Source organism: Algibacter amylolyticus (assembly GCF_014202225.1).
Classification (GTDB): domain Bacteria; phylum Bacteroidota; class Bacteroidia; order Flavobacteriales; family Flavobacteriaceae; genus Algibacter_B; species Algibacter_B amylolyticus.
In genome coordinates this window covers 225,225-242,539 of the sequence record NZ_JACHGE010000006.1, presented here as the reverse complement: position 1 = coordinate 242,539, position 17,315 = coordinate 225,225, and the positions used below count along the sequence as shown (strand labels likewise).

The window sequence follows — 17,315 nt, the reverse complement described above, 5'->3', positions numbered from 1 at the left end:
ACAAACAAACGAATAAAAAATTAAACCATTAAACACATTTTCAGAATGGCAAATACAGAGTATTTTAAAGGCATAGGAAACATTAAATTCGAGGGAAAAGAATCAGACAATCCCTTAGCATTCAAATATTATAACCCAGACCAAATTGTGGCAGGAAAAACCATGAAAGAATGGTTTAAATTCTCTATAGCATACTGGCATACCTTCTGTGGTCAAGGATCAGATCCATTCGGACCAGGTACACAAAACTTTGCTTGGGATAAATCATCAGACCCAATCCAAGCAGCAAAAGATAAAGCCGATGCTGCCTTCGAATTTATAGGTAAAATGGGATTCGATTATTTCTGTTTCCACGATTTCGATTTAATTCAAGAAGGTGCAACTTTTGCCGAATCTGAAGCACGTTTAGAAACCATTACCGATTATATAAAAGGTAAGCAAGCCGAAAGTGGCGTTAAATTATTATGGGGAACTGCAAACTGTTTTTCTAACCCACGCTATATGAATGGCGCCTCTACAAATCCAGATTTCGATGTGGTAGCAAGAGCAGGAGGGCAAGTAAAATTAGCCTTAGATGCTACAATTAAATTAAACGGAGAAAACTACGTGTTTTGGGGAGGTCGCGAAGGTTACATGTCTTTGTTAAATACAGATATGGGACGCGAGTTAGACCACATGGGGCAATTTTTAACCATGGCTAGAGACTATGCACGAGCGCAAGGTTTTAAAGGGAATTTCTTTATTGAGCCTAAACCAATGGAGCCATCAAAACATCAATACGATTTCGATTCTGCAACCGCAATAGGTTTCTTAAAAGAATACGGTTTAGATAAAGATTTCAAAATCAATATTGAAGTAAATCACGCTACTTTAGCGCAACACACTTTCCAACACGAAATTGAAACGGCTGCAAAAGCTGGTATGTTAGGGAGTTTAGATGCTAACCGTGGCGATTACCAAAACGGATGGGATACCGATCAATTCCCTAATAACATTCAAGAAACAGCCGAGGCTATGTTAGTTTTTATTAAAGCTGGTGGATTGCAAGGTGGTGGTGTTAATTTTGATGCTAAAATTAGAAGAAACTCAACCGATATGGACGATGTATTCCACGCACATATTGGAGGAGCAGATACGTTTGCACGAGCGCTTTTAATAGCCGATAGAATCATTACTTCTTCACCTTACGAGAAATTAAGAGCAGAGCGTTACAGCTCTTTCGATTCAGGAAAGGGAAAAGATTTCGAAAACGGAAAATTAGGTTTACAAGACTTGTACAAACTAGCTCAAGAAAACGGCGAGTTAAAACTACAAAGCGGTAAACAAGAGTTGTTCGAGAATATTATCAATCAGTATATATAGTAAAACACCTCTTTAGTAATTTAAATATTGAAGAGGTGATAATTTTGTAGTCTTACAATAAAGCGAATACATCTCTATGAAAACAATTATACATATTCTTATAATTTTGATGATTATAAATATTTTGCTTTTTGTATTTAGTACTAATAAAGATTCAAAGTAAATAAATTATAAAACCTAATCTTACTTTAAGAATAAAGTTTCTAATTCATATGTCTTAAAATGGTCTCTATGTTTAATAGACAACAGTCTTTCATAAGTCTAAATATATGTGAACTTTATTTTTAATTAAAAGCGCTTTAAAGATTTAAGATAAAATTAATAATGCTATTAATTTATAAAAAAACAGTTTTCATCATGCATTTCTAAAAGGCCTTTACAGGGTATAATTGTGTTAAATTATATCATGTATAGTATGTGTGTTTTTTCTCTTTTAATGGAGAGGTGGTTGTAATGTGTTTAATTATAGGTTGTTGTGGTGTTTTTTAAAGTGTAAAATAAATTTTTATTATTTTTTTTACTAAAACTTTTAACACTACGCAGGATGGAGCAGGATACTAGTCTTCTCTGTTATTCGTAAAATTGTTAACATATTATTATGATTTAGCGGTAAAAGGCTATTTAAATAATTTTGACATAATATTTATATATTTTAAAACTAAAACTAAAACTAAAATTTCAAATGAAACAAAAAATTAAAAGACATGGCTCTGGATCTGGAATAGTGCTCATGCTGGCAATATTGTTCTCCTCTTTTTCGGCTATTAGTCTAGAAGCCCAAGAGCGAATTACGGGAATAGTTTCGGGAGCAGACGGTATGCCTTTACCAGGGGTTAATGTTTTGCAAAAAGGAACTAGTAATGGAGCGGTTACAGATTTTGATGGAGAATATTCCATAAAACTATCAGCAGGACCAAAAACCTTAGTGTTCTCTTATTTGGGATTCCAACCTCAGGAAATAAATGTAGGAAATCAAACTACACTTAATGTCATTTTAGAAGAAGACGTTGCTAGTTTAGATGAGGTAGTAATTGTAGGTTATGGAACTCAGAAAAAGGAGAGTGTCGTGGGAGCTATAACTCAGGTTAAAGGTGGAGATTTAATGGAAAGAGCGGCTGGTATAGCTAATGTTGAAGAAGCATTACAAGGAAATTTACCAGGTGTTACTGCTATACAAGGTAGTGGAACTCCTGGGGAATCTAACATGAAGATTTTTATTCGTGGTCGAAGTTCATGGAATGGAGAAGGCGGTCCTCTTATTTTAGTGGATGGTGTTAAGAGATCTATGACCGATATAGATATGAACGATATTGAAAAGCTTTCTGTACTTAAAGATGCCTCTGCAACAGCAGTTTTTGGTGTTGAAGGTGCAAATGGTGTTATATTAATAACCACTAAGCGAGGGCAGGCAGGAAAAGCACAGTTGTCGCTAAATGTGAATACAACCATTAAAACAGTTTCTCAACTACCAGAGAAATTAAATTCTTATGATGCGTTAAGGCAAGCTAATAGCTCTATTCTTAGAGAAATAGCTGTAGCTCCTAATTCATGGGGAGATTTTACTCCATTAGCTATTCTAGATAAATACCGTAACCCGGCATCTCTAGAAGAAAGTTATATTTATCCTAACGTTAACTGGGAAGATGAATTGTTAAAAGATTATGCCCAAGATTATAGAATTAACTTATCTGTACGTGGTGGTAATAAAACGGCCAAATATTTTGGTAGTTTAGCTTACCAAACAGTGGACGATATTTTTGATGGTGGTAAATACGATAATGGAAGAGGATATCTAGGAGAATACAATTACGAAAGATTTAATTTTAGAACTAATATTGATTTTAATATTACAAGTACTACAGAGTTATCTGTTAATCTTTCTGGGTTTTTAGGTATTAGAGAGAATCCTTCTAGTGTAAGTAATGTTATAAATGGTGTTTATCAAATAGCTCCAAGTCTTTACACGCCTGTATATCCAGATGGTTTATATGGGCAATCTATTAATTCTGCTTTTATTTTTAATAACCCTATTGTTAATTTGTCGGCCTCTGGGTATGATACATTTACGAACTTCCAAGTAAATACAGATTTTATATTAAAGCAAAAATTAGATTTTATAACTGAAGGCTTATCTTTTCAAGGGCGATTTTCGCTAGATAATAATATGAGGAGTAAGCAATCTTTAAATGATGGGGGTGTATCCTATAGATTTTACGATGGCGATTTAGAGCAGTTTAATATTCCAAATAGTGAAACTCGATTTGATTATGTTCAAGCCCCTTGGACTTTGGGAACTTCGGAGGTCGAGAATAGCCAACGATCACGTCAAATGGTGTATGACTTTTCATTTAACTACAACAAATCTATTGGTGAAAAACATAACCTAACAGCCTTGTTTTTAGCTAGAAGACAGCAGTCTGCTACAGGTAGTCAGTTTCCAAGATATCGCGAAGATTGGGTAGGAAGGTTAACTTATAACTACGATTTAAGATACTTTTTAGATGTTAATGGAGCTTACAATGGGTCTGAAAAATTTGGACCAGGATTTCGTTTCGATTTGTTCCCTTCTGTAGCACTAGGTTGGACAGTATCAAACGAGGCCTTTATGGAAAATGTAGATTGGGTAAACTTACTTAAATTTAGAGGGTCTTATGGTATTGTTGGTGATGATAATTCTGATGGTAGATTTCAATATATAACGCAATGGGCAAATGGAGGTCCCGTATTTGGTTCGGCATTTTTAGTGCCAAGTGCATTTCAAGGCGATGCAGCCAGATCACCCTATGTTTTCTATAGAGAGGATCTTGTTGGAAATCCAAACCTTCAGTGGGAATCGGCTGTTAAGTACAACGTAGGGGCTGAGGTGTCTTTATTCAATGGTTTATTAACTGGTGAATTTGATTATTTTGCAGAAGATCGTGATAATATTGTGGTTCTAGGTAACGCTCTTAGTGTTCCAGATTTCTTTGGAGCAACGCCTCCTCCTCTTAATGTAGGTGTAGTTGAAGTAAGAGGTTTTGAGGTTGTTCTTGGTGCCAATTATACCTTTAATAACGATATAAACATTTTTGGAGACTTTAATTATACTCAAGCAATAGATAAAGTTATAGCAAGAGACGATCCATTATTTAGACCGGATTATCAAAAGTTTGCTGGTTATCCAATTGGACAATCAAGAACAGCTATTCCAGCAGGTATTTTAACAAATTGGGACGATGTTTACATGTCAACTCCAAAAAATACAGATCAAAGTTTTACCCGTGTGGGGTATTATGACGTTGTTGATTTTGATGGAGACGGTATTTACAATTCTAATTTTGATAACGCCCCTTTTGGTTATCCAGAACAACCTCAAAGAAACTGGAGCGCTACTTTAGGAGCACGCTACAAAGGTTTTAGTATTTCTGCTCAGCTGTATGGTACTCAAAATGCGTCTAGACGCTTTAGTAACAATACGTTTACACAGCAAACACCATTAATTTTTAAACAAGATTTAGATTATTGGACCGTAGATACGCCTAACAATACAGATACGCAACCAAGCTGGCAAGCAAATGGAGCAACGAACCCTAGAGATAACTGGTTGGATGGCTCTCTAACAAGGCTTAAAGCAGTTTCTTTATCTTACGATATACCAAAAAAGACATGTGAAAAGCTAGGACTAAAGCAACTTCAAGTTTTTGCGAATGGTAATAACCTGTTTTTATGGTCTGATTTACCTGATGATAGGGAGTTTAACACGTCATCGGATGCACAGGCTAGAGGGGATTATCCTACATTGAAAAGATTTAACTTTGGTTTTAATATGAATTTTTAAAAAAAGAAATAATGAAAAACTATATAATAAAAATATTATTAATCTTAGGTCTCGTATTGTCGTATTCATGCGAGGATTATTTAGATCAGTCGCCAGAGTCAGTCATAGACGAGCAAGAGGTTTTTTCAAGCTTTAAAAATGCTCAAGGTTTCGTTGAAGAAATGTATGCCCTAGTGGTGTCTTATGAAATGCAAACGCATACCTTTCAAGATTTTCTTTTAGGTGATGATGGGCATGTTAATAGAGAACAAAAAATAAGTGGTGATATTGATGCAGGAAATTTTAATGCGGTTATATCTGATAATTTCGCATACTTTAATAATCATCAAAATTCCGAATATGGATCAACAGGGACCAATTCTGCCAATGTTGATAATATTAATAATTTTAATAGACAAAGACCTGGCTTATGGGATGGTAGCTTAAGAGGTATTCGTAAAGCTAATATTGTAATTGCTAATATTGATTTATTGGTAAATGCTACTCAAGCAGAAAAAGATGTTATTTTAGGACAAGCTTATTTTTTCAGAGCATTTTTCCATAATGAGATTATGAAATTCTGGGGGCGTTTTCCTTACATTGATAGAGTCTTAATTGATGATTTTAAAATACCGCGTCCAGAAACCTATAAAGAAGTTGCTTTACTTGCTAATGAAGATTACGAAAAAGCTATTGAGTTATTACCTGTAGATTGGGATAATGAGGCTTATGGACAACTAACATTAGGGGAGAATAAGGCTAGGGTTACTAAAGGAACGGCATATGCTTTTCAAGGTAAAAATTTACTTTTAGCAGCAAGCCCTTTAATGTTTGGAAATAACAATACTGTTAGTACGTATCAATATGACACAGAGCTATGTGATATGGCTGTTGATGCTTTTGCGGGGATTCTTAAATTAGTGGATCAAGGACGTTATGGATTAGAGTCTTGGGAAAATTATGATGAGGTGTTTTGGAAATCACCAACACCAAATGCATGGCCAGGAGGTGCAGAATATGTGTTTTCTGCAGGAGGTGGTAATCAAGGTCAAGTCGAAAGATTTATGACATCGGGAGTAAATAGAGATATACATGGTAGTATATCAGAAAATATCTCTCCTACCCATAATTATATTCATAACAATTTCGGAATGGCAAACGGACTTTCTATCGAGGATGATCTTAGTGGTAATTTTGGGCCAACTTTGTTTGATCCTACTAAACCTTTTGAAAATCGCGATCCTCGCTTTTACAGATGGCATATTATAGATGGCGAGGAGGTAGCTCCTAAGGCAACCGGAGGAGATGCACAGCATAGATTTGCTCAGCTTTGGTATGAAAACACAGATAATGCAGGTATACACCGTAGAACAATTTTTGATAATAAAAAATCTACAACAGGGTACATGTGGACAAAATTTTATCCTAAAGTTGATGGAGAGTATCATAGTAAATGGAATAATATTATAGGACAATACTCTGGTATGCGTATGCACATGAGAATTACAGATGTTTATTTAATGTATGCAGAAGCATTACATGCATCTAAAGGCGCAACTACAGCACCGGCTTCTTATGGCTTAACTGCGGAAGCTGCAATTAATTTATTTCGTAATCGTGCGGGTATTCCTAATGTACATCCTAATATAGTTGCAGATAGCAACAAGTTTATGGACGAGCTAAGAAGAGAAAGAGCTGTTGAGTTAAGCTACGAAGCACATAGATGGGTAGATATTCGTAGATGGGGAGTAGCTCATTTAGATAAATATAAAAGAAAATTAGCATTGGATTTTCCCGAAAACAGAACTAGTTTCACAGAAAGACTTATTGTCGAGAGAGTTTGTGAGTTTCCGCAACACTATTGGTTACCGTTTGAAGCTAAACAAACCCAAATTTACGAGGGATTCCCTCAAAATCCTGGTTGGTAGTCATGTACAAGTTCGTTTTAATTAATATAAAGAAAAAAATGAAGATAAATAAATTATATAGGTTGTTTACTCTAGCTTGCTTAATGGTATTTGGCATTTGTAATGTTGCCATGGCTCAAAAAAATGGAGTAGAAGTATCGGCAACCGTGGTTGATGAGCAAGGAAACCCTATAACAGGTGTTGAAGTTTATAGTCCTAGTGGAGACAAGGCATCATCGGATGTTGATGGGAAATTTGAAATTAATTTAACTGAAGATCAATCAGTGGTAATTGAAAAAAAGGGCTATGAATCGGCTATTGTTAGTATGTCTGATTTAATAGGTAATATTACATTAGTAAAATCACCTTTCCTAGCTTCCAAGGAAGACCTAATACAGATGGGGGTTGCTACTAAATATAAACGAGATATTGTAGGTGCAGTTTCATCAATTAATACTCAAGACCGATTAACTTACGATAATACACAATTTGTTAGAGATTATATAAATGGATTGATGTTAGGGGTTAGAGGCTCGGATAATATTAGAGGAATAGGCGATGCTATTTTTGTTATTGATGGGGTTATTGGTCGTGATCCTAATATCCTTAATATGGAAGAGGTTGAGCAGATAACTGTACTTAAAGATGCAAATTCTGTGGCTCTATATGGTAGTCAAGCTAGAAATGGTGTTATTGTTATTAATACAAAACGTGGAAAAGCTAATAAAAAAGAAATTAATGTTAATATCCGTTCAGGTATTAGCACACCTATTTCTTTGCCAAACTATTTAGGCTCAGTTCCATACATGCAACTTTTTAATGAAGCTAGAAATAATGATGGCTTAGATGATTTTTATGACCAATCGCTTATTCAAGAATTTAGAACAAGTTCTAATAGCTATAAATACCCAGATTTAAATTTATATTCAACGGATTACGTTCAGCCTTTTGTAAGTGCTACAAATGTTATAACCGAATTTTCAGGAGGAAATGATAAAAATCAGTATTATGTTAATGTGGGTTGGAACCGTAATGAAGAATGGGTTGATATTAATGAGGATATTAATGCAGGAACTAACCGTTTTAATGTTAGAGGTAATATAGATTTTAAAATAAATGATTGGATTACTAGTAGTATAGATGGAATTGCTGTTATAAGCACAAATAAATCTTCTAGAGCTAATTTATTGGATGCCGCTACGACCTTAAGACCTAATGCTTACTCGCCATTTTTACCCGTAGATTTAGTAGATACTAGCGACCCAACAGTTGCAGGTCAATTACAAACGGCACGTAAATTTAATGGTTTTCTTTTAGGATCAACTCAGCAGTTTGGGGCAGATGCACCTATAGCTTTGGCTATTGCTGGTGGTTATCGTACTACGGTTTTTCGTTCTACCCAGTTTAACAATACAATTAATTTTGATTTAGATAGGGTAACAAAAGGTTTATCTGCTAAAACTTATATAAGTTTCGATTTTTATGATTCTTATAATTTATCTATTAATAATCAATTTAAAACATATGCTCCAAGTTGGGAGGGCGATAGAATATCCAATTTAGATGTTTTTGGTGAGGACCTAAAAGATCAAACTGAAAATGTTAGTACCAATGGATTTTTATCTCGATTTGGTCTTTATGGACTAATAAATTATGATACCACTTTAGATAAGAATCATTCTTTAAATACAACTTTATTGGGATATTATAATTCACAAAAAAGAAATGATGTAATTCAAACCGATGTTGATGCGCACTTAGGATTTCAGTTAGCTTATGATTACAAAAAGAAATTATTTTTTGATTTTGGAGGAACCTATATTAATTCTATAAAATTAGCAGAAGGTAATAGAGGAGGGTTTTCACCAACTTCGGGTATAGCTTACATTATAAGTGAAGAGCCTTTTTTAAAGCGCAGTAAATTTATTAATTACCTAAAGTTAAAGGCTTCGGGTGGTATTATAAAGTCAGATCAAGGTATCACAGCCCTTAATGCTAATGGCACTATTGATAATGATGCTAGCCCTTATTATTTATATGATGTTAACTATGCTAATGGTAATAATTTTAATTGGGCAGATGGAAATACCAATCGTCGACTAAATATTACACAAGGGCAGAATCTCGATTTAACATTTGAAGAGCGTATTGATTTAAACTTAGGTTTCGAAACGTATTTAATGAATTCACTTTGGCTTGAAGCTAATTACTTTAGGACAGAGCTTGATAAACAAATTACATTCTTACAGGATCAATACCCATCTTATTATAATGTATTTAGACCGTATGATAATTACAATAAGAACTTATATACTGGTTTTGAATTAGGTATGAATTTCAAAAAGTCTTACGAAGATTTTTCATTTAGTGTAGGAGCAAATGTACTATATAGCAAAACTGAAAGAACTTTAAGATCTGAGTTATTTGCTGAAGATTATTTACAATCTCAAGGAAGAGAGATTTCTACAATTTTTGGATTGGTTGATCAAGGTTTTTATGCTGAAACAGATTTTAATAGCGATGGCGATTTAAATGCAGGTTTACCTGTACCTAATTTTGGTAATGTTCAACCTGGTGATATTAAATATAAAGATCAAAATGGCGATAATATTATTGATAACGACGACAGAATTGATATTGGACAAGCTAGTAGTCCATGGACTTATGGGGTAAACCTTAACTTAAACTATAAAAGGTTCAACTTTTTTGTTCTAGCTACAGGTCAAACGGGAGCTGTTGGTAATAAGTTAAACAATAGTTTTAACGAATATTATTCAGTTGACGGAAATGATAAATACTCTGAAGTTGTTTTAGGACGCTGGACACCAGCAACTGCTAGTACAGCAACTTACCCAAGATTGTCATCACAAACAAACCAGAACAATTTTAGAACATCTACATTTTGGACATACGACAATAGTTTCTTTAATATCAACCGTGCTCAAATAACATATGAATTTGAGGATGCGCTTTGTAATCAAATTGGTATTGAAGATTTAAGTTTAAATCTTTCTGGAACTAATTTGTTTGAAATAGGAGAAAATAAAGATATTCGTCAATTAAGAATAGGTACAAATCCTCTTACTAGAGCTTATACTCTTGGTTTGAGAATGTCATTTTAATATAATTATAAATTAAGATAAATAAAATGAAAAATTTAATAAAATATATATTAATTATGTTGGTGTTTACTGGCATGATTGCCTGTGATACCTTTGAGCCTATTGATGAAAACAGGTTAGATTTTGATTTTGTTAGCACAAATCCAAATTCAGCAGAAGGAATATTGTTAAACGGATATTCGGGCTTGGTAGATCAATATTCATTTTCAGAGGCCGCGACTGATGATGCTGTTAACAATATTTTAGATAACAATTATAAGCGAATGGCGCTTGGAGAGTTAAATGCACAATTTAACCCTGCAGCTAATTGGGATAGTTTTGAGCGTGTATTCTGGGTAAACAGATTTCTAGAAATTATTGAGGCTGGACAAACAGAATGGAGTAAAGATGCATTAACTAATGAAATGTTTCAAATGCGCTTAAAGGGAGAAGCTTTGGCCTTAAGAGGCTTACATCATTTTAATGTGCTTCAAGCACATGCTGGTGTAGGAACATCTGGAGAATTACTAGGTATTCCATACTTTACTGAATTTATTGAAGCAGATGGTAACTTTAATGTACCACGTTTGTCTTTTGAAGCTTCTGTTCAGGCCATTATAAATGATTTTGATGAGGCGCTTGCTTTATTACCAACTGATTATGGTTTAAGTGAGGGACAGGTAGATGAATGGTATTCAGATTTGGAAGATTTTGATTATGTGAAATACCAAGTTGTAAATGATAACTTTTTCGATTTACGTATTTCAGGACGAATTGTAAAAGCCTTAAAAGCACGTTTAGCTCTTTTTGCTGCGAGTCCTTCTTTTTTAGATGATCAAGGCTATTATAATATTGCAGCAAATAATGCAGCTGAAATTATAAATACTATTGGAGGTGTTGCTGGTTTAGATCCAACTGGTAATGAGTTTTATGCATCTGATGATAATATAAAGAGTAGCGAATTGCTTTGGCGTAGTTCTTTAGGTGGTAATACTTCCAACTATGAGGAAAGAATGTTTCCGCCTTCAGTTAATGGAAATGGGGAAATTAATCCAACACATAACTTTGTAATGGCATTTCCAATGCAAGATGGATATCCAGCAACCGAGGCTAATGGTTTTGATCCTCAAAATCCGTACACAAACAGAGACCCTAGATTAGAAAAATATGTGGTAACTAATGGGGCTTCTTTTGGAGGTGGAACAATTAACACTGGAATTGGCGGAGGTAATGATAGGTTAGATTCTATTCCTCAGCAATCAACAACCACGGGTTATTACCTTAAAAAATTATTACGTCCAGATGTTAGAATTAATAATGATAATACAGCAACAGGTAAAATACATGTTAATGTGTATTTTAGATATACAGAATTGTTTTTAATATTAGCGGAATCTGCCAATGAAATTGGTGGCCCAGACCATCAGGTGGGAGGTATTACGCCTAGAGAAATTATTGCGGCAATACGAGAAAGAGGTGGAATTGCACAACCAGATAATTACTTATCAGCTATAAGCACTAAAGAAGCTATGCGAGACCTTATTAGAAATGAACGTCGTATAGAACTAAGTTTTGAAGGACACAGGTTCTGGGATCTTAGAAGATGGGGCTTATCTTTAAATGAACCTGCTAAAGGTTACTTTTTTAACGGAAGTAATTATGTTGAGTTGCCATCTGTTGAAATAAGGAACTATCAACCTTTTGCTACCTATATGCCAATTCCAAATTCTGAAATCCTGAAATTTTCTGAATTGGAACAAAATAATGGATGGTAAAGTAATTTTGTAATTTAGAAGAACAAAAAAATATTAGACATGAAAATAAAATATTTAATTATATGTGCAATTGCCTTTAGTTTTATGGCTTGCGAAAATCAGGAAAATGAATTTGACGACTTTGGCTCAACTTCAGTATATTTTCCATTTCAAACCCCTATTAGAACATTAATTCAAGGAAAGTATGATTTGGGATTTAATGAAAACGATAATAATGGTCGATTTGAAATTGGTGTTATTATGTCGGGAGTTTATAACAATGAAAAAAACCGAAGAGTCCATTTTGAGTTAGCTCCAGAATTAATTGACGCAGCTGCGTTAGGCTTAGATACCGTGAATGTTAAAGTTTTACCATCTTCTTACTATACCATAGAACAAGAAAGCCCGGTAACAATTCCTTCGGGTTCAACAAAGGGCCGTATTCCTGTGCAGCTTTCAGATGTCTTTTTTGATGATCCGCAATCATTTGCAGATTTTGGTGAAGTGCACTATGTACTTCCATTAAGAATTACCGATTATGAAGAATTGGATTCGCTTTTAGTTGGTGTGCCGGCTGAAGGTGTTACAAATCCTATCAAGATTAAAGCAGACGATTGGGAAACGCAACCTAAAGACTATACCCTTTTTGGTATTAAGTTCATGAATAAATATCAAGGTGTCTATTTAAGACGTGGTGAAGATGAAGCTGTGGGTTCTAACGAATCGGTAACGGTTTATACAAATGGTAGCCCTATAGAAACAGAAAGCGAAAGTATTGAAGGCTCTACAGTGTATAGATCTGAGTTTGTTGTAGGTGATGAGTTACTTCCTGTATTAACTGCAGGTAGAAACGAAGTAATTACTACTATTAATATTAGAAGACCTGGCATTGCTACTAATAGTACATTGGATTTATTATTAACATTCAATGATAATGAAGACGTTACTGTTACTAACGCAGATCCAGATAGTACCATTAGTGTTACTGGTACAGGTAAATTTGTAGAAGATGGAGATGCATGGGGAGGAGAAACTAGAGATGTAATTTACCTAGATTATCAATACCGAGAACTTGAAGTTGAAGTTACTGAAAACCGCTTTTTTGGTACATTGCTTTCAACTAAAACATCAACATTCGATTTATTGCACACAGTTAAAGACACTTTAGTAATTAGAGACAGAGATGTTAAATTTGAAGAGTTTACTATTGAAACAACGAACGAATAATTATATAGCTTTTGATAGTTTCTCATAAACTATAATAATTTAAAAAATGGCGAGGTTTTACCCTCGCTATTTTTTTTGCTCTTTATGCAAGCGCAACAGCCTTTGGTATATTTAGGCCATTAATCATATTATGGTTACTAGGCTATAGTTTTAGTAATAGGTTAGTAGCATGCTAGAGGGCAGTTTTTAATTGAAAACTTTATACCTTCATAAAAAGGTTATATTTAATTTAGTTTATAATTGGTTGAGTTAGTTAATGTTTTCCATCATAAAAGGGTTATTTAGGAGCGTTGTTTTTGTTATATTTAAACTAAACTTATTATGTTATATATTGTTATCTCATTTAAGATCATGTGTGTTCTTTTAATAAAATATATAAATTTTGACTAGTATAGTAAATAGGTGTTTGTTTAAGGACACATACAATAGAGAGGAGTAAAGAAAATATAGATTCTTTATTTCAGGACAGAGCAGGATACAATTGGATAGAGTAAATTTTATTTTTATCACTTACTGAGACCATGTAAATATCTTCAAATTAAATCTATAAAACCAAAAATACAAAATGCGTAAAAACAGTTTTTTCTTAGTGTTATTATCCGCTATTTACAGTTTGAATTCTATCTCTGCTCAACAAGCTGATACTTTAGAGAAACCAAACATTATTTTTATTCTAACAGACGATCAACGTTTTGATGCTATTGGTTATGCTGGTAATAAGTTTGTTGAAACCCCAGAAATGGATAATTTGGCTAAATCGGGAACCTACTTCAATAAAGCCATAGTTACCACTCCAATTTGTGCGGCTAGTAGAGCAAGTATTTTAACGGGTTTGCATGAACGTGCGCATAACTTTAATTTTCAAACAGGAAATATAAGAAGCGAATATATGGAGAATTCTTATCCAACGCTTCTTAAAAACAATGGCTATTACACTGGTTTTTATGGAAAATATGGGGTTCGATATGATGAGTTGGATAAACAGTTTGATGAATATGAGTCTTACGACAGAAATAACAGATATAAAGACAGAAGAGGATATTACTATAAAACAATAGATAATGATACGGTACACTTAACAAGATATACGGGGCACCAAGCTATAAATTTTATTGAAAAAAATGCCGAAAACAAAAAGCCTTTTTGCTTATCCTTAAGTTTTAGTGCACCGCATGCACACGATGGTGCTCCAGAACAATACTTCTGGCAGGCCGAAACCGATAAATTACTAGAAAACACAACCATTCCTGGTCCAGATTTAGGCGATGATAAATATTTTAATGCCCAACCAAAAATTGTAAAAGATGGTTTTAACTGGTTGCGTTGGACTTGGCGTTATGATACACCAGAAAAATATCAGCATAGTTTAAAAGGGTATTATAGAATGATTTCTGGAATTGATTTAGAAATTAAAAAAATTAGAGAAAAACTTAAAGAAAAAGGGCTTGATAAAAATACCGTAATTATCGTGATGGGAGATAATGGTTATTTCTTAGGAGAACGAAAATTAGCTGGAAAATGGTTAATGTACGATAACTCTATTCGTGTGCCATTAATAGTTTTCGACCCTAGAGTTAATAATCATCAAGATGTTGATGATATGGTATTAAATATAGATGTACCGCAAACTATTGCAGATATTGCGGGTATAAAAGCTCCAGATGCATGGCAAGGTAAAAGTTTAATGCCTATAGTTAAAAAGGAAACAAATACCATCTCCAGAGATACCATTTTAATAGAACACATCTGGGATTTTAGTGAGATTCCACCTAGTGAAGGTGTAAGAACAAATGAATGGAAATACTTTAGATATGTAAATGATAAAAGTATTGAAGAACTTTATAACTTAAAGAAAGATCCAAAAGAGATTAACAACCTAATTGGTAAGAAAAAGTATAAAGACGTTGCCAATAAACTTCGCTCTAAACTTGATGAATTAATCAAAAAGAATAGTAATGAATATAGAGCAGCTCCAACAGATTTAACGGTAGAGTTAATTAGAGAGCCTGCTACCGATGTTAAAATATTCGATTTAAAACCAGAGTTTGGTTGGACGGTTCCGTTAGGTTCAAAATTTCAAGGAGCGTATCAAATATTAGTAGGTTCAAATAAAAAGGACATTGATAATAATAATGGCAATGTTTGGGATAGTGGTCAAGTACGTTCTTTACAATCAACAAATGTTGAATATCAAGGAAACCCACTGACAATAGGACAAACCTATTATTGGAAAGTGCGAATATGGGATGAGCAAAATAGATTGGTTGATTATTCCGAAGCTCAAAAATTCACAACAGGTAAAAGTGATAGTTATATAATTTCAACTGAAAATAAATTTGAAATAGATAGAATAAAGCCGGTTAAGTTTGAAAAGCGAGGTGATTTTTATTTCATGGATTTTGGTAAAGCAGGATTTGCTACTATGGACTTTACATACCAAGCAAAAACACCACATACCTTAACCGTTAGAGTTGGTGAAATGATTGACGACAATGGCAATGTTAATAGAACACCACCAAAGAAAAGTAATATTCGTTATCAAGAGATTAAAGTTGATGTAAAGCCGGGACAGACAAAATATCAAATAAAAGTACAGGAAAATGAGAGAAATACAAGAGCCAATAAAGCCATTCCTTTACCAAACGGATTTCCTCCACTTGTGCCATTTAGATATGCTGAAGTTGAAGGTGCGCAAGATGCAATATCTGGCGATAATTTTGAACAATTAGTATATCGTACCTATTGGGATGATGAGGCTAGCAGTTTTACAAGTAACAACGATATTTTAAATCAAGTATGGGAGTTATGTAAGTATTCAATAAAAGCGACAACCTTTAATGGTTTATATGTCGATGGCGATAGAGAGCGCATTCCTTACGAAGCTGATGCATACTTAAATCAGTTAAGTCATTATACCACAGATAGGGAATTTGCTATGGCAAGACGAACTATCGAGTATTTTATGAAAAACCCAACATGGCCAACAGAATGGCAACAACATGTAGCATTGTTAATTTATGCAGACTATATGTACACGGGAAATACAGAACTCATAGAGCGTTATTATGAGCCTTTAAAACACAAAACATTATTCGAACTTTCTAATGAAGATGGCTTAATCACGTCTACAAAAGTAGATGCCGACTTTATGAAAAAATTAGGTTTTCAAGAGGGCTATAAAAAACCATTAACAGATATTGTTGATTGGCCTTCTGCAAACTTTAACGGTAGTAAAACTAAAGGAGAACGCGACGGATTTGTATTTAAACCATACAGTACTGTAATTAATGCGTTTTTCTATGAGAATATGAAAATCATGGCAGAATTTGCTCAAATCTTAGGAAAAACCCAAGAAGTTTTAGATTTTGAATTAAGAGCAGCCAAAGTTAAAAAAGCAGTTAATGAGCAAATGTTTGATTCTTCACGAGGCATTTATGTGGATGGAATAGGTACAGATCATGCATCGTTGCATGCTAATATGATGCCTTTAGCATTTGGATTGGTACCTGAGGAGCATTACCAAACTGTAGTAGACTATGTAAAATCTAGAGGTATGGCTTGTAGTGTTTATGGTGCACAATTTTTAATGGATGGATTGTATAATGCAGGCGAAGCAGATTATGCTTTAGAATTAATGGCAAGTAAAGCAGAAAGAAGCTGGTATAATATGATTAAAAGCGGTTCTACAATTACATTAGAAGCTTGGGATTTAAAATATAAAAACAATTTAGATTGGAATCATGCTTGGGGTGCAGTACCAGCAAATGTAATTCCAAGAGGGTTGTGGGGTATTAAACCTAAAACAGCAGGATTTGGGGTGGCAACTATTAAGCCACAGATGAGTAAGTTAAAGTCTAGTGAAATTGAATTACCAACTGTAAGAGGTGCTATTAAAGGAAAATACACGTATAACGGTGCAAGACTTCAAACCTATGAAATAGAAATACCGGGTAATATGGTAGCAGAGTTTTCTTTAAATGGGCTAGATGGAAAAGATTTAATACATAATGGAGACAAGGTGCCATCGGCTTTCGAGTCTATTAGGTTATCACCAGGAAAGCATATTATTCAACTTAAAATTAATTCATTTTAAGAAAAATGGTAAGGATATAAAAAGCCAGTAAAACACTAATTTTACTGGTTTTTTTGTAAGCTTAGCTAAGATTTT

General features: G+C 33.9%; 7 protein-coding genes. All 7 read left to right on the top strand.

The annotated features are described in order from the left end of the window. Window positions 1–45: 45 nt before the first annotated feature. The 7 genes from xylA to HNQ90_RS12660 all read left to right on the top strand — a co-directional run bounded on the left by xylA (window position 46) and on the right by HNQ90_RS12660 (window position 17,240). Window positions 46–1,362 (top strand): xylose isomerase, encoded by a 1,317-nt coding sequence (gene xylA, locus HNQ90_RS12690; protein ID WP_144116403.1) that lies wholly within the window; start codon window positions 46–48, stop codon window positions 1,360–1,362. 682 nt (window positions 1,363–2,044) lie between these two features. Beyond that, on the top strand, window positions 2,045–5,179 hold the full coding sequence (locus tag HNQ90_RS12685; RefSeq protein ID WP_144116402.1) for a SusC/RagA family TonB-linked outer membrane protein: 3,135 nt from the start codon (window positions 2,045–2,047) through the stop codon (window positions 5,177–5,179). A gap of 11 nt (window positions 5,180–5,190) precedes the next feature. Beyond that, window positions 5,191–7,086: a RagB/SusD family nutrient uptake outer membrane protein gene (locus HNQ90_RS12680; RefSeq protein WP_144116401.1), complete on the top strand. Its 1,896-nt coding sequence runs from the start codon at window positions 5,191–5,193 to the stop codon at window positions 7,084–7,086. A gap of 38 nt (window positions 7,087–7,124) precedes the next feature. Further along, a complete protein-coding gene (locus HNQ90_RS12675) occupies window positions 7,125–10,187 on the top strand; it encodes a SusC/RagA family TonB-linked outer membrane protein (protein ID WP_172625873.1) in 3,063 nt (1,020 codons plus the stop codon). Window positions 10,188–10,213: 26 nt separating this feature from the next. Further along, on the top strand, window positions 10,214–11,941 hold the full coding sequence (locus HNQ90_RS12670; protein WP_144116399.1) for a RagB/SusD family nutrient uptake outer membrane protein: 1,728 nt from the start codon (window positions 10,214–10,216) through the stop codon (window positions 11,939–11,941). Window positions 11,942–11,980: 39 nt separating this feature from the next. After that, window positions 11,981–13,147 (top strand): DUF5627 domain-containing protein, encoded by a 1,167-nt coding sequence (locus tag HNQ90_RS12665; protein WP_144116398.1) that lies wholly within the window; start codon window positions 11,981–11,983, stop codon window positions 13,145–13,147. 565 nt (window positions 13,148–13,712) lie between these two features. Further along, complete coding sequence (locus HNQ90_RS12660; protein ID WP_172625872.1) at window positions 13,713–17,240, top strand: alpha-L-rhamnosidase-related protein; 3,528 nt, start codon at window positions 13,713–13,715, stop codon at window positions 17,238–17,240. Window positions 17,241–17,315: the final 75 nt, after the last annotated feature.